18 protein-coding genes are annotated in these 18,582 nt (G+C 64.7%); 5 read left to right on the top strand and 13 right to left on the bottom strand.

Annotated features, from left to right (window positions below):
* The first annotated feature begins 358 nt into the window (after positions 1–358).
* Together JHW40_RS10375 and JHW40_RS10380 are read left to right on the top strand one after the other, a co-directional pair.
* Positions 359–1,594: an aromatic ring-hydroxylating oxygenase subunit alpha gene (locus JHW40_RS10375; protein WP_090610122.1), complete on the top strand. Its 1,236-nt coding sequence runs from the start codon at positions 359–361 to the stop codon at positions 1,592–1,594.
* Between the two features lie 4 nt (positions 1,595–1,598).
* Positions 1,599–2,675: an FAD-binding oxidoreductase gene (locus JHW40_RS10380; RefSeq protein WP_090610121.1), complete on the top strand. Its 1,077-nt coding sequence runs from the start codon at positions 1,599–1,601 to the stop codon at positions 2,673–2,675.
* A 71-nt stretch (positions 2,676–2,746) separates the two neighbouring features.
* On the opposite strand, the gene metH is transcribed toward JHW40_RS10380, so the two are convergent.
* From metH to JHW40_RS10445, 13 genes are all read right to left on the bottom strand, one after another.
* Complete coding sequence (gene metH / locus JHW40_RS10385) at positions 2,747–5,464, bottom strand: methionine synthase (protein WP_090610120.1); 2,718 nt, start codon at positions 5,462–5,464, stop codon at positions 2,747–2,749.
* Entirely contained in the window at positions 5,457–6,500 is a 1,044-nt protein-coding gene (locus JHW40_RS10390) for a homocysteine S-methyltransferase family protein (protein ID WP_090610231.1), read from the bottom strand. The genes metH and JHW40_RS10390 overlap by 8 nt, the downstream gene beginning before the upstream one ends.
* Before the next feature lie 220 nt (positions 6,501–6,720).
* Positions 6,721–7,245, bottom strand: a complete 525-nt coding sequence (locus JHW40_RS10395) for an SRPBCC family protein (protein ID WP_272848960.1) — start codon at positions 7,243–7,245, stop codon at positions 6,721–6,723.
* A complete protein-coding gene (locus tag JHW40_RS10400) occupies positions 7,245–8,201 on the bottom strand; it encodes a VWA domain-containing protein (protein WP_244519071.1) in 957 nt (318 codons plus the stop codon). The genes JHW40_RS10395 and JHW40_RS10400 overlap by 1 nt, the downstream gene beginning before the upstream one ends.
* A complete protein-coding gene (locus JHW40_RS10405; RefSeq protein ID WP_090610117.1) occupies positions 8,198–8,752 on the bottom strand; it encodes a hypothetical protein in 555 nt (184 codons plus the stop codon). The genes JHW40_RS10400 and JHW40_RS10405 overlap by 4 nt, the downstream gene beginning before the upstream one ends.
* A complete protein-coding gene (locus tag JHW40_RS10410; RefSeq protein ID WP_090610116.1) occupies positions 8,749–9,762 on the bottom strand; it encodes a vWA domain-containing protein in 1,014 nt (337 codons plus the stop codon). Before JHW40_RS10410 ends, JHW40_RS10405 begins: the two co-directional genes overlap by 4 nt.
* Positions 9,759–10,652, bottom strand: coding sequence for a nonribosomal peptide synthetase MxaA (locus JHW40_RS10415; RefSeq protein WP_244519070.1), 894 nt, complete (start codon positions 10,650–10,652; stop codon positions 9,759–9,761). The genes JHW40_RS10410 and JHW40_RS10415 overlap by 4 nt, the downstream gene beginning before the upstream one ends.
* The gene (locus tag JHW40_RS10420) at positions 10,649–11,521 is read right to left on the bottom strand and encodes a DUF58 domain-containing protein (protein WP_090610115.1); all 873 of its coding nucleotides are present in this window, start codon (positions 11,519–11,521) and stop codon (positions 10,649–10,651) included. The genes JHW40_RS10415 and JHW40_RS10420 overlap by 4 nt, the downstream gene beginning before the upstream one ends.
* Positions 11,518–12,546, bottom strand: coding sequence for an AAA family ATPase (locus tag JHW40_RS10425; RefSeq protein WP_090610114.1), 1,029 nt, complete (start codon positions 12,544–12,546; stop codon positions 11,518–11,520). Before JHW40_RS10425 ends, JHW40_RS10420 begins: the two co-directional genes overlap by 4 nt.
* Before the next feature lie 75 nt (positions 12,547–12,621).
* On the bottom strand, positions 12,622–12,936 hold the full coding sequence (locus JHW40_RS10430) for a methanol dehydrogenase (protein WP_090610113.1): 315 nt from the start codon (positions 12,934–12,936) through the stop codon (positions 12,622–12,624).
* Positions 12,937–13,030: 94 nt separating this feature from the next.
* On the bottom strand, positions 13,031–13,570 hold the full coding sequence (gene moxG / locus JHW40_RS10435; RefSeq protein WP_090610112.1) for a cytochrome c(L), periplasmic: 540 nt from the start codon (positions 13,568–13,570) through the stop codon (positions 13,031–13,033).
* A 23-nt stretch (positions 13,571–13,593) separates the two neighbouring features.
* A complete protein-coding gene (gene moxJ, locus JHW40_RS10440) occupies positions 13,594–14,442 on the bottom strand; it encodes a methanol oxidation system protein MoxJ (RefSeq protein ID WP_090610111.1) in 849 nt (282 codons plus the stop codon).
* 92 nt (positions 14,443–14,534) lie between these two features.
* The gene (locus tag JHW40_RS10445; protein WP_090610110.1) at positions 14,535–16,388 is read right to left on the bottom strand and encodes a methanol/ethanol family PQQ-dependent dehydrogenase; all 1,854 of its coding nucleotides are present in this window, start codon (positions 16,386–16,388) and stop codon (positions 14,535–14,537) included.
* A 405-nt stretch (positions 16,389–16,793) separates the two neighbouring features.
* Between JHW40_RS10445 and JHW40_RS10450 the strand changes: the two genes are divergently transcribed.
* From JHW40_RS10450 to JHW40_RS10460, 3 genes are read left to right on the top strand one after another with little or no spacing between them, the layout of a single operon-like run.
* On the top strand, positions 16,794–17,258 hold the full coding sequence (locus JHW40_RS10450; RefSeq protein ID WP_139208088.1) for a protein moxZ: 465 nt from the start codon (positions 16,794–16,796) through the stop codon (positions 17,256–17,258).
* Positions 17,255–17,890: a sensor histidine kinase gene (locus JHW40_RS10455; RefSeq protein ID WP_090610108.1), complete on the top strand. Its 636-nt coding sequence runs from the start codon at positions 17,255–17,257 to the stop codon at positions 17,888–17,890. Before JHW40_RS10450 ends, JHW40_RS10455 begins: the two co-directional genes overlap by 4 nt.
* Complete coding sequence (locus JHW40_RS10460) at positions 17,887–18,552, top strand: response regulator transcription factor (RefSeq protein WP_244519069.1); 666 nt, start codon at positions 17,887–17,889, stop codon at positions 18,550–18,552. The genes JHW40_RS10455 and JHW40_RS10460 overlap by 4 nt, the downstream gene beginning before the upstream one ends.
* Positions 18,553–18,582: the final 30 nt, after the last annotated feature.

Here is an 18,582-nt window from a genome sequence, read left to right on the forward strand (position 1 = left end):
GGCCATCGGCGCACAGGTTTTGTGCGCAGCCGCGCAGCAGGGGCGAAAATCGGGCGAATCGCGGGCGGTTTTCCCCTGCCGCAGGGGGCGGGTTTTTGCCGGGTTGCCACCAATGTCGCAAAATGTCCCCTCCAGACTGAAATCGGTCGCAAACAGGCGCTCGGACCCGGGGGATCGGGCGCTAGATGAGGGTATCCGAGGCGCGATCCGGTCCGCCGGACCCGACTCGGACAAGACATCAAGCCGCGGCGATCGCGGTCAGGACAACCTTCCCCGAAAGGGGCGGCCTGATCCGCGAAAACCGCAGATCTTCAATCTGTTCCGCCAGTGTCATCTGCGGACAAACCGGGGTTGCCAGATGCTGAGCCCTCATCAAATCCGGGCGGAAATCGCCAACAGACGCCCCAACTTCTCGCTGAGCAGAGAGCTCTATTGCGACGAGGGTGTCTATCAGACGGATCTGGAGCAGATCTTCTATCGCGAATGGCTCTATGCCGTGCCCGCCTGCGAAATTCCCAAGACCGGCAATTTCGCGACATTGCAGGTGGGTGCCTATCCCGTCATCATCGTGCGCGGCGGCGATGGCCGGGTGCGTGCCTTCCACAATGTCTGCCGCCATCGTGGTCAGCGCCTGTGTCCCAAGGCCAATGGCAGCGCGCCCAAGCTGGTCTGTCCCTATCACCAGTGGACCTATGATCTGGATGGCAAGCTGCTTTATGCCCGTGACATGGGCGACGATTTCGACGCCAGCAAATACGGGCTGAAGCCGGTTCACTGCGTCGATCTGGCCGGGCTGATCTATATCTGTCTGGCCGCCGTGCCGCCTGCGATCAACGATCTGGCCAAACAGCTGATGTCCTATCTGGCCCCCAGCGGGCTGGCCGATGCCAAGGTCGCCCACAGCTCGACCATCATCGAGGAGGGCAACTGGAAACTGGTCATGGAGAACAACCGCGAATGCTATCACTGCGGCGGCTCGCATCCCTCACTGTGCCGGACCTATTCCGACAACCCGCTGATGACGGTAATGGAAGGCCCGAACGCGGCCAGCGCGGAAATTCTGGCGCATTGGAAACGCTGCGACGATGCCGGGTTGCCTGCACGCTTCGTGAACCATCCCGACATGCAATGGCGTCTGGCCCGCGTGCCGCTGCTGGACAATGCGGAATCCTTCACCATGTCCACCAAGGCCGCCGTGGCGCGGCGCATGGGCACGATCCCGTGGAACGATGCGGGCAGCCTGATGTATTACCACTTCCCGTCCAGCTGGACCCATTTCCTGCCGGACCATGCCATCGTCTTCCGCATCATGCCGATCAGCCCGACCCAGACGCAGGTCACCACCAACTGGCTGGTCCACAAGGACGCGGTCGAGGGCGTGGATTACGATCTGCAAAAGCTGACCGAGGTCTGGCTGGCCACCAATGACGAGGATCGCCGCGTGGTCGAGGAAAACCAGAAGGGCATCCTGTCGCCCGCCTATGAGCCCGGCCCCTATTCCCCGCATCAGGAGGAAGGGGTGATCCATTTCGTCGACTGGTATTGCAAGACGATGACGGAACGGCTTGAGCCTGTGGCGATGGCGGCGGAGTGACGGCATGACGAAACCCCGGCTGAACTGGGATGTCGAGCCCTGGTCTGACGACGAGCCTCTGGAATGTGCGATGGTGGTGCCCGAGACGCAGGACACCGCCACCTTCACCTTCCGCGCCCCATCGGGCGCGTGGTTCGATTATCAGCCGGGGCAATTCGTCACGCTGGACCTGCCTGTTCCGGGCGGCAATGTGCAGCGCACCTATACGATCAGTTCCTCGCCCTCGCGGCCGCTGTCGATCTCGGTGACGGTGAAGGCGCAGCCGGGGTCGATCGGCACGCGCTGGATGCTGGATCATCTGCGGCCGGGGGTGCGGCTCAAGGCTTATGGCCCCTCGGGGATCTTCAGCTTTCACCGTCACCCGGCGCGGAAATACCTGTTCATCTCGGCCGGGTCGGGGATCACGCCGGTCATGTCGATGACGACATGGGCCTGGGATTCGGGCGAGGCGGCGGATATCGTCTTTGTCCACGCCGCCCGCCGCCCGTCCGAGATCATCTTCCGCAAACGGCTGGAGCAGTTCGTCGATCGCAACCCGAACCTGCAACTGCATTTCACCGTCGAGGAACCCGATACCTTCGGTGCCTGGCCCGGTTATCGCGGGCGGCTGAGCCAGATCATGCTGGGGCTGATGGCGCCGGATTATCTGGAGCGCGAGGTGTTCTGCTGCGGCCCCGAACCCTTCATGCAGGCCGTGCGCGACATGCTGAACGGGCTTGGTTTCGACATGGACCACTATCATCAGGAAAGCTTCGGCGCGCCGGTCCGGGTCGAGGCCGATGCGCCGGTAATTGACGATGTGGTGCCCGATGACGATGCGGGGGCCGAGATCACCTTTGCCGCGTCGGGCGTCACCACCGCCTGTTCGGAAACCGACACGGTGCTGACGGTGGCCAAGCGATCGGGGCTGAACATCCCGTCGGGCTGCACCTTCGGGCTGTGCGGCACCTGCAAGGTCAGGAAGATCTCGGGCGAGGTGCATATGGTCCATAACGGCGGCATCTCGGACGAAGAGATCGAGGAAGGCTATATCCTCGCCTGCTGCTCGAACCCGATGGGCAGGGTCTCGGTCGAGGTCTGAACCCGCGTCACGGATGCAAAAAGGCCGGTCCCTGCGACCGGCCTTTTTCTGTGGGTCCCGGCCCGCGGGTTTCAGGCGGCCTCGTCCTGCGTCTGGCCCGGGACATAGTTCAGGATCGGCGTCAGCCAGCGTTCGACCTGCTCGATGGGCATGCCCTTGCGCTGCGCATAGTCCTGAACCTGATCGCGTTCCACCTTGGCGACGCCGAAATAATAGGCGTCGGGATGGCCGATATACATCCCCGACACCGAACTGCCGGGCCACATCGCCATGCTTTCGGTCAGCGTGACGCCGGTCGCGGCTTCGGCATCCAGAAGGCTGAACAGGGTCAGTTTCTCGGTATGGTCGGGCTGGGCGGGATAGCCCGGCGCGGGGCGGATGCCGCGATAGGGTTCTGCGATCAGTTCCTGCGGGCTGTAGGCCTCATCGGGCGCATAGGCCCAGAATTCGCGGCGCACCCGTTCATGCAGCATCTCGGCCATGGCTTCGGCGATGCGGTCGGCCAGCGCCTTGACCATGATCGCGGCGTAATCGTCATTCGCGCGCTCGAACCGGGCGGAAATCTCGGATTCCTCGGGGCCTGCCGTGACCACGAAACCGCCGACGTAATCCGGCACGCTGCCCTCGGGGGCGACGAAATCCGACAGCGCCACGTTGGGGCGTCCGCCGCGTTTGCTGGTCTGCTGGCGCAGCGTGTGCAGCATGGCCTGCGTTTCCGCGCGCCCGTCATCGGTATAAAGCCGGATATCGTCGCCGACGGTATTGGCGGGCCAGAAACCGACCACGGCGCGGGGGCGGAACCATTTGCCCTCGATGATCCGCTCCAGCATCTCTTTCGCTTCGGCAAACAGGGTGCGCGCGGCCTCTCCCTGTTTTTCGTCGTCGAGGATGCGGGGATAGACGCCTTTCAGCTCCCATGTCTGGAAGAAGGGGGTCCAGTCGATATAGCGCGCGATTTCGGCCAGGTCCCAGTCCTCGAGGATCCTGGTGCCAAGGAAGGTCGGGGCAGGGACGTGATAATCCGACCAGTCGATCTGCAAGGCATTGGCCCGCGCGGTGGCCAGCGGCAGGCGCGATTTGGCGGATTCGGCCCGTTCGTGGCGCGCGGCCACATCGGTATATTCGGCCCGCACCTGCGCCACGTAATCGGCCCGCTGCGTCGGGCTGAGCAGCTGGCTGACCACGCCCACCGCGCGGCTGGCATCGGTGACATAGACCGCAGGCCCATGCAGATAACGCGGCGCGATCTTGACCGCCGTATGCACCTTCGAGGTGGTCGCGCCGCCGATCAGCAGCGGGATGTCGAAACCCTCACGCTCCATCTCGGCGGCCATGTGGACCATCTCGTCAAGGCTGGGGGTAATCAGGCCCGACAGCCCGATGGCATCGACATTCTGTTCGCGCGCCACTTCAAGGATCTTCTGCGGCGGCACCATCACCCCAAGGTCGATGATCTCGTAATTGTTGCATGCCAGAACGACGCCGACGATGTTCTTGCCGATGTCGTGGACGTCGCCCTTGACCGTGGCCATCAGCACCTTGCCCGCGCTTTCACGCTCGGACCCGCCGTTCAGGCGCTTTTCCTCCTCCATATAGGGCAGCAGCACGGCGACGGCCTGTTTCATCACCCGCGCCGATTTCACCACCTGCGGCAGGAACATCTTGCCCGCGCCGAACAGGTCGCCGACGACGTTCATGCCTGCCATCAGCGGCCCCTCGATCACGTCCAGCGGGCGGGTTGCGACCAGACGCGCCTCTTCGGTGTCGGCCTCGATGAATTCGGTGATGCCGTTGACCAGCGCGTGTTCCATCCGCTTTTCGACCGGCCATTCGCGCCATGCCAGATCGCGCACCTTTTCCTCGCGCGCGCCGCCCTTGAAACGCTCGGCGATTTCCAGCAGCCGCTCGGTCGAGTCGTCACGGCGGTTCAGCACCACATCTTCGCAGGCTTCGCGCAGTTCCGGCTCGATCTGGTCATAGACCGCCAGCTGGCCCGCATTGACGATGCCCATGTCCATCCCCGCCTGAATGGCGTGATAGAGAAAGACGGCATGCATCGCCTCGCGCACGGGTTCGTTGCCGCGAAAGCTGAAGGACAGGTTCGAGACCCCGCCCGAAATATGGCAATGCGGCAGGTTCTGGCGGATCCAGCGCGTGGCCTCGATGAAATCGACGCCATAGTTGTTATGTTCCTCGATCCCGGTCGCCACGGCGAAGATATTGGGATCGAAAATGATATCCTCGGGCGGGAAGTCCAGTTCCTCGGTCAGGATGCGATAGGCACGGGCGCAGATCTCGGTCTTGCGCTGGAAGGTGTCGGCCTGGCCCTGTTCGTCAAAGGCCATGACCACGACCGCCGCGCCGTAAGCCAGACACAGGCCCGCGTGATGGCGGAACTGTTCCTCGCCCTCTTTCAGGCTGATCGAGTTCACCACCGGCTTGCCCTGCACGCATTTCAGCCCGGCCTCGATCACCTCCCATTTGGAACTGTCGATCATCACCGGCACCCGGGCGATATCGGGTTCCGAGGCGACGAGGTTCAGGAACTCGACCATCACCGCCTTTGAATCGATCAGCCCCTCATCCATGTTGATGTCGATGATCTGGGCGCCGTTTTCGACCTGATCGCGGGCGACCTCCAGCGCGGCGGCATAGTCGCGATTGGTGATCAGCTTGCGGAACCGGGCGCTGCCGGTGACGTTGGTGCGCTCACCCACGTTCACGAAGGGGATGTCCGGGGTCAGAACGAACGGTTCCAGACCCGAGAGGCGAAGATAACGATCAGACATGGGGCACCTCGCGGGGGGCGAAGGGGGCGACGGCCTCGGCAATCGCGCGGATATGGTCGGGCGTGGTGCCGCAGCAGCCGCCGGTCAGGTTGATCAGCCCCTCGGCCGCGAATTCGGCGATCTGAGCGGCGGTGTCGGCTGGGCCTTCGTCATACTGGCCGAAGGCATTGGGCAGACCGGCATTCGGATAGGCGCAGGTGAAGGTGTTCGCGACGCCGGCCAGTTCCGCCAGATGCGGCCGCATGGCCGAGGCGCCAAGCGCGCAGTTCAACCCGATGGTGAAGGGCCGCGAATGGCGGACCGAGTGCCAGAAGGCCGTCGGCGTCTGCCCGGTCAGCGTGCGCCCCGAGGCATCGGTGATCGTGCCCGAGATCATCACCGGCAGGCGCTGGCCCACTTCGGCGAAGGCCTCGAAACAGGCGAAGATGGCGGCCTTGGCATTCAGCGTGTCAAAGATCGTCTCGATCAGGATGATGTCAGCGCCGCCCCGGATCAGGCCGCGGATCTGCTGGCCATAGGCCACGCGCAATTCGTCAAAGCTGACCGCGCGATAGCCGGGATCGTTCACGTCCGGGCTGATCGAGGCCGTGCGGTTGGTCGGCCCAACCGCGCCGGCGACGAAGCGCGGTTTGCCGTCGATGGCGGTGGCGCGATCCAGCGCCGCCCGGACGATCCGCGCGCCTTCCACGTTCAGGTCATCGACCGCCGCTTCCATGGCGTAATCGGCCTGCGCGATGGTCGTGGCCGAGAAGGTGTTGGTCTCGACGATATCGGCACCGGCCATGGCATAGTTGAAATGGATTTCTTCGATCGCCTTGGGCTGGGTCAGGATCAGCAGGTCGTTATTGCCCTTTTGCGGCTTCTCGGAATGATGGCGGCAGGCGCAACCGGCACCGTGGCCGCCATAATCCTCTTCCGACAGGCCCAGTTGCTGGATCTGCGTGCCCATCGCCCCGTCAAGGATCAGGATGCGTTCGCGGGCCAGCTGTTGCAACTGGCGCAGGGTATCGGAAGGGGGAAGCTGGAATGCCTGCATGATCATCGGTCCTTTGCGCAAGTGGGCACTATGGCCTGCCCGGCACGAAAGGTAAAATTCATAATCCTCCAGAAGATCATGAATTTGATTCAGGTTGGGACGCTGCCCGGAAGGGTGGCGAATGATCCGGGCCTGTTCCCGCCCGGCCTGCGGCGGAACCGGATCATTCGCGCGTTGTCACGCATCAGCCCCGACTGCGGGGCCGATGCGGCTGGTCCGGTCAGCTGCCGGTTTCAGCCTGTTCCTTCAGCCCGTTCAGTCCTTCGGTGATATAGGCATCCATGAAGGTCACGGCGGCCTCGTCGCTGTATTGCTCTTCGGGCTCGTTGGTGGTGTCGGCGCGGAAGAAGCTGGCGCGCCAGGTCACCTCGGACCCCGCGTCGGTTTCCTTGACCACCAGCGTATTGGTATAGAAGCTGACCGGGATCACGTCGCGGTTTTCCTCGGCCAGACGCCAGCGGGTGGTCAGGTTGTCGTCGTTGATGATGTCGATCCCATCGCCGACGGTGCCGGATTCCAGTTCGGTCGTGCGCTTGGCGCCGGGACCTTCGCCCTCCATCGTGGCCGAGGTCACGTCGGGGTGCCAGTCGCTGATGGTGGCGGGATCCTTCAGGATCTCCCACACAGTCTCGGCGGGGGCGTCGATCTCGACACTGTGTGTCAGATCCTGCGGAGTTGGGCCGTGGGCCCATGCCGGAGCCGCCAACAGGGTGGCGACCAGAACGGCTTGCATGCGACTTATCATCATTCCTCCTTTCGCATGTATTTCATGACGGGGCTGGCGGCCAACCATGTCCCGGCCATGATCAATAACGCCACCAAAGCCAGAACCGGCGCAAGGCTGCGTTTCACAGATACGACATCGGCAGGGGCGTTGGCGGCCAGTGCGCGGTCGATGGCGGCGGGGCCGTCGGACAGCCGGGCAAAGCCCAGTCCGCGGCCCTGCGCCAGTTGTTGCAGGTAATCCGCGTGCAGGGACGACAGATGTTCTTCGCCCTCCAGATCGGATTCGCCATAGGGGTTGTTGCGCGGATGATAGCCGGGGCGTTCGGCCGCATCCGGCGGCGGCGCGCCGATCCGGGCGGGGGCGTGCTGCACATCGGCAGGGGTATAGAACCCGGTTTCCCGGCCCAGATCGTCGAATTTCGGGATCGGCGCCGGATCCTCGCCGCCCACGCCCAGAACCACCCCGCCCGGGCTTTCGCCGCGAAAATCCGCCGGGCCGCCATAGGGTAGGGGCGGGGCCTCGTGCCCATCCGTCACGAAGACGACCGAAACGCCCATGTCGCGGGCGCGGGTCATGGCATGATCGATCCCGCGCGAGATCATGCTGTCGCCTTCCCACGCCATGCGCCAGCTCAGCCCCTCGATCGTGTCCGAGATGGTGGCGAAATCCTCGCAGATCTCGATGGGTTCGAACAGGGTCAGGCTGCGGCGTTCGGTGAACACGGCCAGCCCCAGCCTCGTTCCGCAGGGCCGCGCGGCGACCCAGTCGCGCAGCGCGTCGCGGGCATAGTCCAGACGTCCCCGCCCCCCCATGTCGCGCACATTCATCGAGCGGGTGATATCGACCACCAGCAGCACATCGGTCAGCGGCATCTGCCGCGAGATGCCCGGCCCGAAGGCCGCCAGCAACGCCAGTCCGGTCACCGCCAGAGGCGGCAGCACGCGGCGGGCGATATGCTGCGGACCGGCGCTCATGGCGCGCCGCGCGGCAGGCCCGGCAGATCGGTCCACAGCCGCCGGGGCTGGTTTTCGGGGTCCTCGTTGCCATCGGCCTCGCCCCTTGGCAGGTCGCGCACCAGCCGCATGGCCAGATCCAGATTGACCTTGGAATCGCGGTCCGAGGGATCGGCCTGCAAGGCCGAGCGATAGGCCTGCTTGGCCAGTTCGATTTCCGGCTCGGCATCCTCGAAACGGCTGGTCTCGATATTTTCGAAGCCCAGCCGCATCCTGGCATTGCCGATGGCGAACCAGGCATCGGCCAGCAGGTCGGGGCGGGCATTCTGCATCAGGGGCAGCAGCTCCTGCGCCTCTTCCAGCCGCTCTCGCCACGCAAAGAACAGGATCGCGGCATGGACGGCGCGTGCATCGGCGCCTTCGCGCAGCTGCGCGCCGCGCCCGGCGGCCAGATTGCGGATGGCGGCATTGTCGCGGGCATCGTTGCGCACGGCCACGCCATACCACGCCACCCCCGCGCCCGAGATCAGCAGCGCCAGCACCAGCGCCAGAAGGGTCAGCCGCCGTTTCATGTCTGCCTCATCAATGCAGCGGGGCGGCGGGGGGCATAGGGCCGTTCCAGCCAGCGCGCCAGCGTCAGCCCGCCCGCCGCCACCGCCGCCAGCAGATAGCATATCCAGTCCAGATCGCGCCGGGGCAGGACACGCTCGGTCAATATCGGGCGGGCCTCCATCTTGCCGATCTCCTCGACCGCCTGTTCGACCGCCTCGGGGCTTTCGGCCTCGAAGGCGCGATAGGTGATGCCAAGCCGTTGCAGGAACAGATGCAGGTGCCGCTCGGGTCGGGTCTGGGGGGTGTTGCTTTCGCCCGGCGCGCCATCGTCGAAGATGCTTTTCGCGCCCACGGTGCGCAGATACAGCCAATAGAGGTTGATCCGCTGTTCCGCCGCCAGTTCGCGCAGCATGTCCTGCACCTCGGCCGAGATCACCCCGGCCCCGTCCGACACCATCACCACCGCCCGCGATCCCATCGATGAGGCATCGCGCATCATCTCCATCGCCAGCGCCAGTCCGCGCCCGACGTCGGTCTGCGACAGCCCGCGTTCGTCCTGCGCGGCGATGGCGGCGTTGATGGCGTTGCGGCTGACCGTCATCGGCAGCACCTCCAGCGGCGCGGTCGAGAAGGCGGCGATGCCGATGCGGTCGTCGGGGCGTTGCTGGATGAATTCCTGAAGGATGCGGCGGGCGGCGGTGGATTTGCTTTCCTCGTTGCCGTTCGGCGCGCGACCCGCAAATGTGTCGTCCATGCTGGACGAGCGGTCGATCAGCAGCACCAGATTGGTGCCGTTGCCGCGATAGGACACGGTGCCGCCCTTCAGGACCGGATCGGAAATCCCCAGCACCAGCGCGGCAATGGTGATCATCCCCAGCGCGGTCAGCCCGATATCGACGGCACGCGAAGCGCCATCGGCGGGGCGCAGGTCCAGCCGTGGCACCCGATCCGCCCGCAGCCAGCGCGCCAGCAGCGGCAACAGCGCCAGCGGCAGCGCGGCAAGGGCATAGGGCAGGCCGAAACCGATCACTTCAGCCCCCTTTCAATCCGCGACAATTCACGCGCCAGAACGGCAGGGTCGGTCGGTTGATCCGCCGGGGCGCGGCCAAAGAAGCTTTGATCGGATTCTGCAAAGTAGCCCGAGAGGCGATCCGAAAGGCCGGCGAATTGCGGATGCGCAGACAGGAATTGCGGCAGATCGGCGCTGATCAGCACCCGCCCGAAGGCGCGATCAAAGGCGCGATGCAGCAGGCGGCGACGCTGGGGCCCGGCATCGGCGGGCAGCCGGTTGATGTGACGCGCGGCCTGTGTGAATGGCCGGTCTGCGCGGCGGCGGAACGGCCCCCATGCCTGATGCCACGCAAAGCCCACCAACACCGCCAGCAGCGCAAGGCCCGACAGCGCGAGCCCGATGCGGTTATCGTCCGGGTCGATCAGCCGATAGACCGGATCGGCCAGCAGCTGATCCCCCGTCGAGGGCGCCGCCAGCGGTCGGATCGGAGAGGTGACGAAGCGGAACCCCGGCAGCCGCGTCTGGGTGCCATCGCTGAGCCGGATGGGCGAGGGCGGCACCTCGCGCGCCTGCGGCTCCAGCGCGGAATAGAAGTTCTGCCATTCCAGCCGCAGCGTGACACCGCTGTCGGTTTCCGTGCTGGTGATGCTGCGCAGGTCCAGCCAGTAATCGACGGCGCGGAGGCGGGGCAGGCTGGCCTGCTCGATCGTCACCCCGTCGGGCAGGTCGATATGGATGCGCTGAACCAGCACATCGCCCAGCCACCAGCCATAGCCATGCGGGTTCTCGACCCGGATGTTGGGCTGGGCGGTTTCGGTTTCGGGTGCCGTTTCGGTCTGCGCGGCCAGCGGCGCGGGCAGGGCCAGCAGCAGCAGCGCCAGCGGCAACCATATGCGGGGGCGGCTCACAGCGGGGCCTCGTCCAGTTCGGCGATCAGCATGTTCATGTCGATGCTGTCGGTAATCTCGATGGCGCGCAAGCCGTGGCTGGCAAAGACCTTGCGCAGCGACTGGCGATGATCCTCGCCCGCGGCGATTTGCCTTGCGGCCCATTTGCGGGTGGCCAGCACGGTGCGGCGGCGGCCGGATTCCGGGTCGCGGGTCTCGACCAGACCGAAGGCGCCCGAGGGGTTTTCGATCGCCGTATCGCGCAGCCAGATCGGCAGCACCGGACGTGGGCTGAGCGCGCCGAGCAGCCGTTCCAGCTCATCCGCGCTCAGATCGAAATCCGAGATCAGCACGACCAGAACCCGGCTTTGCGGCAAAACCTCTGCGGCCCGGATCAGGCCCTCGGGATCATGGCCGGTGGGCGTCAGCGCCTCGACGGTCTGGCGGATCTCGTCGCCCAGACCGGCGCGGCGCGAGGGGTCCTGTTCGGCCAGAACCGCGCCTCCGCCGATGGCCTGCATGGCGAAACGGTCGCCACCCCGGCGCGCGGCCTGCGCCAGCCCCCCCGCCAACAGCGCCGCCAGCCCCTGCCGGTCAGAGGATGCCCCCGCCGCCAGAGAGCCAGAGGCGTCCAGCAGCAGATGCAGTACCAGATCGGTATGGCGTTCGAACCGGCGCACGAAAAACCCGCCGAACGGGTCGGTGATCGAGCGGCGGACATCCAGCCTGCGCGGGTCGGGATGGGCCAGCAGGCCCGCGACATCGGCGAAGGCCTCGCCCGCGCCGCGCATCCGCCCACGATGGGCACCCTGACGGATGCCCGGCTGGGCGCGCGCCAGACGCCATGCCAGCGCATCGAAAAGATACAGCTCGGCCGTCCCGGCAGTCATTCCGAGGGCACCGGGATCTTGTCGAACGCGGCCCGGATCAGCGCGGGCACCAGCGTTTCGCGGCGCGGCTCATAGGCGGGGGACAGGAAGGTCCGGTGCGCCATGACCGGCTCGAACACCTCGCGCACGTCCTGCGGCAGCACCGCGTCGCGGCCATCCGCCCAGGCCGAGGCGCGGGCAACCCGCACCAGCGCCTGCATGCCGCGCGGACTGACGCCGCCGCGTACCAGACGCTCGCTGTCGGCGCCCTCGATCTGCAACCCGGCCTCGGCGGGGTCGCGCAAGGCGGCGCAGAGGTCATAGACATAGCGTTGCAGGGCAGGGCTGGCATGAACCCGGTCCTGAATGTCGCGGGCCAGCGCGCCAAGACCGTGATAGGGCAGCAGCCCCTGATCCAGCGTGCCGATCAGGCTGTCGGTATCGTGAAACCGGGTCTCGAAGGCCAGCGCCACCCGATCCTCGCGGCTTTCGGGCAGCAGCACCGGGATTTCCATCATGAAACGGTCGCGGGCGGCGGCGGGCAGCTCGAAGGTCTCGTCGCGCTCGATCTGGTTGCGGTCGGCAAAGACCTGCAGGTGCGGGAAACGCCATTCGCGGCGGAAGGCGGTCAGCGTGCGTTCCGCCATCAGCCGCAGCAGAAGCGCATGAACTTGCGGGCGTGCGCGGTTGATTTCGTTGAAGAAAAATATCGACAGATCTTCGCCGTGGGACAGGACGGATCCGGCCTCGATCTGCGGGCGGCCGGATTCGTCGATATGGGCGTCATAGATCAGATCGGTCGGCAGCAGGTCCACCGTGCCCTCGATCCGGGCATAGGGGCCGCCGATCACGCGGGCGACGGCGCGCAGCAGCGTGGTCTTGCCGGTGCCGACATCGCCTGCCAGCAGCACATGGCCCCGCGTCAGCACGGACAGCAGCAGCAGATGAATAGACCGCCCCTGTCCCAGAATGACCCCGTTCAGTTGCTGTTCAGCCTGACGGAGCCGGCTGAGCCAGTCGGCGGGGGAATTGGGGTCGTTCGTCATTCAGGATATGCCTGTCAGGAAAAGTGCCGCACAGCCACGCTCGAAGGCGGGATCTGCGCGGCACCGGGCGAGGTCTTATTCGGCGGCGGGTGGTTCGGCCCCTTCCTCATAGCCTTCGATGCGGGACACATCATACTGGAATTCGCCTGTCTGGCTCATGTTCCAGATGCGCCAGGCGTTGCGGTTGTCCATCGCCGTCAGCGATTCGCCCTGCTTGTTCAGTTCTGCCGGGTCATGCTGAGGGTCATATTGCGAACCCTCGACCTGCTCGGGATAGTCGGGCTTCGGTTCCCAGCAATTGCCGGGCGCGCGGCAGTTCGTGCCGTCATAGGCCAGCGCCGGGGCGGCAACGGCCATGGCCGCGACGAGACTGTATGCAAAGAGTTTCATGGGTTCCTCCTCCTCCTCCTTGGTCGAGCGCCGGTTTCCCGGCAATCCTCCGGGCCGGGTCATCACGACCGGCCCGACGGGTGTCACAGCGGCCTCAGGATTGCTCCTCGGCCTCGGCTTCGCCCCCGCCCTTGGGCTTGAACGGGGTGAAATTCTCGCGTTGTTCAGGCGTCAGCCAGCTCGCGGTGGATGCTTCGCCGGTGTACAGGTGGCGCACCCAGGACATGACCAGCAACATCTCGTCCAGCGTCAGGCTGCCATACATCGGGCCCATCTGGCCGGTGGTGCCGCCAAAGACGATCGAGAACAGACCCTCGTCGGTCAGACCCTGCTGATAGCTCCAGAAGTCGTCGTTCAGCCCCGGTCCGATCTTGCCCTCGGCATAGTGGCCGTGGCAGCCCGAACACATGGTGTTGAAGAGGCTTTCGCCTTCCGGCAGGTGTTCGGGATCCTCGTTATAGGGGTTCATCCCGGTTTCCATGAATTCCTGCACCGCCTCGGTGTCGCGGCCCTCTTCCAGGGCGTCGTCGAAATTCAGCGGCGTGCCTTCGACGGCGTGATAGAATTGCGGCTGGGCAACGGCTGCCGTCGCCGTCAGACCGGCCATGATGCCTGCAAGCACGATTTGCTTCATCGCTACTACTGCTCCTTGAGTTTTCATTCCAGCGGCAGGGTCGGTATGCCCTCGTCCGCCAGCACGGCCTCGATACGTTCGCGGCCGGATTCGAGCGCCGAATTGATCGTATCGACAAGCTCGGGTTTTTCTTTCGAGATGCCGACGGACTGGCTGTATTGCAGCGGGATCATCAACCCGTCCGAACGCTCTATTTCATTGGTGATCAGGGTCATCTTCAGCGGCTCACGCGAGTCGCGGACATAGCGTCCGGCATCGGGGGCGAAGATGATGCCCAGATCGGCATTTCCCGCGGCAACTTCAGAGACGACGCGTGACGCCTCTACCTGGGTGTACTGATTGCGCCGGTCCTGGAAGTCGGTCAGGGATGCCTGATAGACCAGATTATACTCGTAACGCCCGGTATATTTCAGGATGGTTTCCGCCGGGCTGTGATAGCGGTAGGCGAAGGTATTGTAACCGTCCTGATCCGCATCCTGCCACTCGTCGCCCTCGAACCCGCGATCCTCGCGGCTGACGAAAGCATAGGCGGAACGGTAATAGGGTTCGCTGGTCAGCAGTCGCTCGTCGCCCGCATCCACGCCGATCAGAACATCGCAGATGCCCTCGTCGATGCCGTCGCGGGCCAGATAGATCGCCGCCTTGTCGATCATCACCAGATCAAGTTCCATACCGGCTTCTTCTGCAAGAATGCCCGCGATGACGTTCTCGAAACCCGTGCCATCCTTTGTCGAATAAGGGGCCTCCTGGGTCGATGCGCAGACGCGCAGGGTCGTTTCGTCGGTTCCGGTGGCTTCGGTCTGCTGGTCTTGCGCCGTCGCCGTGCCGATCCCTGTCAACAAGATCGCTCCGCCCCACGCCAGGCGTGCCATTGCCGTCTTCATTTCAATCTTCTCCCGTTTGGTCTGCTGCAAGGTGGGTGCGGCCTGCCGAGCGGATTGGGCAGGCCGCGCCCGGTTTTGCATCAGGCGTCTTCACCCTGAACGTATTCGCCGTTCATCGGGTCAGAGTAGGGGCCTTCGCCGTCGATCGAGAAGACCATCACGCCGCCACCCATCTGGGTGAACTCGGCCAGACGGCGGAACGCACCCACCGAACCAAGACCGGCAGTCGGGTCGTTCAGGTCGAAGACCAGACCAACACCCGGCCAGCCGCCGACACCATACATGATGGCGACATATTGACGGCCGTCATGCTGATAGGTCATCGGATGGCCGATCACGCCCGAGGGAAGCTTGAACTTCCACAGCAGCTCGCCCGTGTCGCTGTCGCGGGCCTTCAGGAAGCCGTCCAGCGTGCCATAGAAGGTCAGACCGCCAGCGGTCGCCATGGTGCCGCCCCAGACCGAGAAGCGTTCCATTTCTTCCCAGGCCATTTCGCCGGTGATGGCGTTATAGGCCTTGATCTGACCCAGACCCAGACCGTTCTGACGGTCGCCCTTCGGTCCCGGATACATGCTCAGCGTCGCACCGACGAAGAACTGACCCGCACGATAGGGCAGCATGAAGGGCTCCCAGTCCATGCAGATGTGGTTGATGCCGAGGAAGAACAGCTCACGCTCGGGGTCATAGCTGTCGTGACCCTGGTTGTGATAGCCCATGGCCGACGGGCAGATGTCGCGGGCCATGTGGTCCATGCGGGTGCCGAATTCCGGGTCACGCACGGGCAGGCCGGTATCCAGCTGCACCTCGGTCACCCAGTTGACCGTATCGTCCATCTTGTCGGCCGAGATCAGGTCGCCATTGGTGCGGTCCAGCGTATAGACGATGCCGTTGCGGTCCGGGTGGGTCAGCAGCTTGCGCTCGTTGCCTTCCTTGTCGGTCTGCTCGGACAGCATCATCACGTTGACGCCGGCATAGTCCCATTCGTCATGCGGGGTCTTCTGATAGGCGAACTTGGCCAGACCGGTTTCGGCCTCGCGGCCCCAGATGGCCATGGTCCACTTGTTGTCGCCCGGACGCATGGTCTCGTTCCACGGCGCCGGGTTGCCCGAGCCGTAATAGAACAGGTCCTCGTCGGGATCATAGGCATACCAGCCCCAGTTGGTGCCGCCGCCGATCTTCCAGGCTTCGCCTTCCCAGGTATCCATGCCCAGATTGAACTGGCCATAATGCGGGTTGGGTGCGTTGAAGTCTTCGGCCAGCAGCATTTCTTCGTCCGGCCCGGTCGCGAAGGCACGCCAGCGCTGTTCGCCGGTCTTCACGTCATAGGCGGTGACATAGCCGCGAACGCCCAGCTCGGCGCCCGAGCTGCCCACCAGCACCATGTCCTTGATGACATAGGGCGCGATGGTCAGGGTCGAGCCGACGCGGATGTCCGAGTTCTCCATCATCCACACGGTTTCGCCGGTTTCGGCGTCCAGCGCGGCGATGTGGCCGTCCAGCTGGGTGCGGAAGATCAGCGGGCCGCGCTCGTCGTCGCCCGGCCAATAGCCCAGACCGCGGTTGACCACGTCACAGCAGGCCACTGTCCGCGCGGTCGGATTCTGCCGCGGCTTGTTCTGCCACAGAATCGTGCCCGGATCTTCCAGATCCAGCGCGAAGACGGTGTTGGGAAAAGGCGTATGGACATACATCTTGCCGTCCACCACCAGCGGCGTGCCTTCGTGGCCGTGCAGCAGGCCGGTCGAGAACGACCATGCCGGACGCAGCTGGCTGACGGTCTCCTTGTTGATCTCGTCCATGGTCGAGTAGTTCTGCGCGTTATAGTCGCGCCCGGTCATGATCCAGTTCGCCGGATCATTGGCAAGTTCGACAAGCTTGTCGTTCGCCATGGCCGGCTGAACGCCCAGCATGCCGATGCCAAGCGCCGTGGCCATTGCCAGGCGCGACACATGATGCCGCTTCTTTCTGAGTATCTGGTGCATGTAATCCTCTCCCTTACGCGCAGCCAACGGTTCCGAATGGGTAGCCCACCATCCGTTCGGGGCGCTTCACCGTCGATGACGAACTCCTCATTCCGTCATCGCCTTCCTGATAGGATCATTGCGCGGTGCCGATGTCTGCGAGCATTATATCCTGATATTTCCGGGATAAATACCCCGTGTCATTCGGGGTGTATCGCCCTGACATCCGCATTCCATCATACCATCGGGCGAGCCTGCGACAGGTTGTCTCACACCTTAGGCGGATTTAGCGTTGGGTGATCATGAAAACTTCGTGACGAATCACCCCGCCGGGGAGAAAGGAGGAACGATATGGCATTTGCCGAAAGACGGCCCCGGATGAGAGCGGTTCTTGCACTGACCGCCCTTCTGGCGGTCGCGGGATGTTACGAGGACGACGATGAGACCTTGCCGTCCTCTTCCCAAACCCAGCAGGAAAACGAAGAAGTTTCAGATAACTGGCTGGAAGTTCTGGACGACGAAACACCCGTGGCCTTTATCGTGCGGGCCACGGGAGAGCCGCGCGACGATATCGTGCCCCTGCTGGAGCAGGCCGCCCGCCGCTATCGCGAAAGCCCCCGCATGATCGCCAATCGCGTGGTCCAGCTCTGGGCCGAAATCCGCCAGCGCGACGGCGTTGAAATCACCGTTACATCGTTGCTGGAACGGCTGAATGAGGGCGAATCTGCCCCGCATGGCGGCAGTCTGGGCTCGGTTGTGCAATATTATCGCGTATCGCGCCTGCAAGGGGCAGATCACGACAGCGCGCTGGCCGCCGCCATGAGCCGGAAGGCGCCCGAATGACCCCTGACGCCCCGCCGCTGGACGAACCGCTGGATGAGGACGCGGCCCGGATCGCTTCGGCGTTGCATGACCAGACCGGGCCTTGCCTGTTCGCGCTGAACGCGGCGCTGCACCGGCTGCGGATGGCGCTGGACGGCCTGCCCGAGACTGAACGCGCCCCGCTGGCGGCCGCACTGGCCGAGGCCGAGCGGCAGGCAGGGGCGCTGAAGCGGGCGATCCGCAACGCGCTGGAGGAACTCGACCCCGCCGAGGGCGGCGATCTGCGGCAAATGCTGGCGGAACTGGCCGAAGGATTCTCGGGGCAGGGTGCCACCGTGCGGCTGACGGCTGGTCCCGCGCCGCGCCTGCCGCCCCGGGTGACGGTGGTGTTTTACCGCTTCGTGCGCGAATCCGTCCTGAACGCCTTGCGCCACGGCAAAGCGTCGCGGGTCGATATCAGACTTTTTTACGAGGGAACGGATCTTGTCGCCCATGTTATCGATACGGGTCAGGGTCCGCCCGCCGATACCTTGCGACCCGGTCGCGGGTTCCGGGGGATCGCCTCGCGCGCAGCATCTGTTCATGCCAGCTGGCAGCCACCGCATCACCGGGATGGCCGGACGATAACCGAATTGAGGATGACCACCCAATGATGAACAGCCGCAGCCGTCCAGATGCCCAGCCGCGCCGGATCGTCGTCGTGGACGACCATCCCGTGGTGATCGAGGGCTGGCGCTCGATCGTCGAGACGCGGGTGAATTGCGAGGTGATCCCGGTCATCTCGGCGCTGGAGGGCTGGAAGATCTGGCGCACCCGGCGGCCCGACCTGATGGTGATCGACCTGCAACTGGCCGACAACAAGACCGCCGGGATCAAGCTGATCGACCGCTTGCGGCTGCTGGACCCGACGCTGCCGATCCTTGTGTTCAGCATGCATCGCAGCCCGGTGCTGGCGCGCCGCGCGCTGCATGCCGGGGCCAATGGCGTGCTGAACAAGGACGCCCCGGCCTCGGAAATCATGACCGCGCTGGACGAGGTTCTGCGCGGCGGCCATTATGTCGAAAGCCGCCTTGCCACCCAGATCGCGCTGATGAACGTCCCCGGCAAGCGCAGCACCAGCACCCGCCTGACCGCGCGGGAAGAGGAAATCCTGGGCCTGATCACCGAAGGGCTGGCCTATCGCGAAATCGCCGACCGGGCCTGCATCAGTTACAAGACCGTGTCCAATGTCAGCCTTGTGCTGCGCGAAAAGCTGGGCGCGAACAGCCTTGCCGATCTGGTGGTCAAGGGGATCCGCTACTTCGAGGGGATCTGATCCGCGCAAGGGCAGGGGCCGCAGCCCCCG

Origin of the sequence: Paracoccus alcaliphilus (assembly GCF_028553725.1) — a bacterium.
GTDB lineage: Bacteria > Pseudomonadota > Alphaproteobacteria > Rhodobacterales > Rhodobacteraceae > Paracoccus > Paracoccus alcaliphilus.

What these genes read in the sequence shown, in the direction of transcription:
- JHW40_RS10375 (WP_090610122.1), top strand. Translation starts at nt 359, where the DNA reads ATGCTGAGCCCTCATCAAATCCGGGCGGAAATCGCCAACAGACGCCCC.
- JHW40_RS10380 (WP_090610121.1), top strand. Translation starts at nt 1,599, where the DNA reads ATGACGAAACCCCGGCTGAACTGGGATGTCGAGCCCTGGTCTGACGAC.
- metH (WP_090610120.1), bottom strand. Translation starts at nt 5,464, where the DNA reads ATGTCTGATCGTTATCTTCGCCTCTCGGGTCTGGAACCGTTCGTTCTG.
- JHW40_RS10390 (WP_090610231.1), bottom strand. Translation starts at nt 6,500, where the DNA reads ATGCAGGCATTCCAGCTTCCCCCTTCCGATACCCTGCGCCAGTTGCAA.
- JHW40_RS10395 (WP_272848960.1), bottom strand. Translation starts at nt 7,245, where the DNA reads ATGATAAGTCGCATGCAAGCCGTTCTGGTCGCCACCCTGTTGGCGGCT.
- JHW40_RS10400 (WP_244519071.1), bottom strand. Translation starts at nt 8,201, where the DNA reads ATGAGCGCCGGTCCGCAGCATATCGCCCGCCGCGTGCTGCCGCCTCTG.
- JHW40_RS10405 (WP_090610117.1), bottom strand. Translation starts at nt 8,752, where the DNA reads ATGAAACGGCGGCTGACCCTTCTGGCGCTGGTGCTGGCGCTGCTGATC.
- JHW40_RS10420 (WP_090610115.1), bottom strand. Translation starts at nt 11,521, where the DNA reads ATGACTGCCGGGACGGCCGAGCTGTATCTTTTCGATGCGCTGGCATGG.
- JHW40_RS10425 (WP_090610114.1), bottom strand. Translation starts at nt 12,546, where the DNA reads ATGACGAACGACCCCAATTCCCCCGCCGACTGGCTCAGCCGGCTCCGT.
- JHW40_RS10430 (WP_090610113.1), bottom strand. Translation starts at nt 12,936, where the DNA reads ATGAAACTCTTTGCATACAGTCTCGTCGCGGCCATGGCCGTTGCCGCC.
- moxG (WP_090610112.1), bottom strand. Translation starts at nt 13,570, where the DNA reads ATGAAGCAAATCGTGCTTGCAGGCATCATGGCCGGTCTGACGGCGACG.
- moxJ (WP_090610111.1), bottom strand. Translation starts at nt 14,442, where the DNA reads ATGGCACGCCTGGCGTGGGGCGGAGCGATCTTGTTGACAGGGATCGGC.
- JHW40_RS10445 (WP_090610110.1), bottom strand. Translation starts at nt 16,388, where the DNA reads ATGGCCACGGCGCTTGGCATCGGCATGCTGGGCGTTCAGCCGGCCATG.
- JHW40_RS10450 (WP_139208088.1), top strand. Translation starts at nt 16,794, where the DNA reads ATGAGAGCGGTTCTTGCACTGACCGCCCTTCTGGCGGTCGCGGGATGT.
- JHW40_RS10455 (WP_090610108.1), top strand. Translation starts at nt 17,255, where the DNA reads ATGACCCCTGACGCCCCGCCGCTGGACGAACCGCTGGATGAGGACGCG.
- JHW40_RS10460 (WP_244519069.1), top strand. Translation starts at nt 17,887, where the DNA reads ATGATGAACAGCCGCAGCCGTCCAGATGCCCAGCCGCGCCGGATCGTC.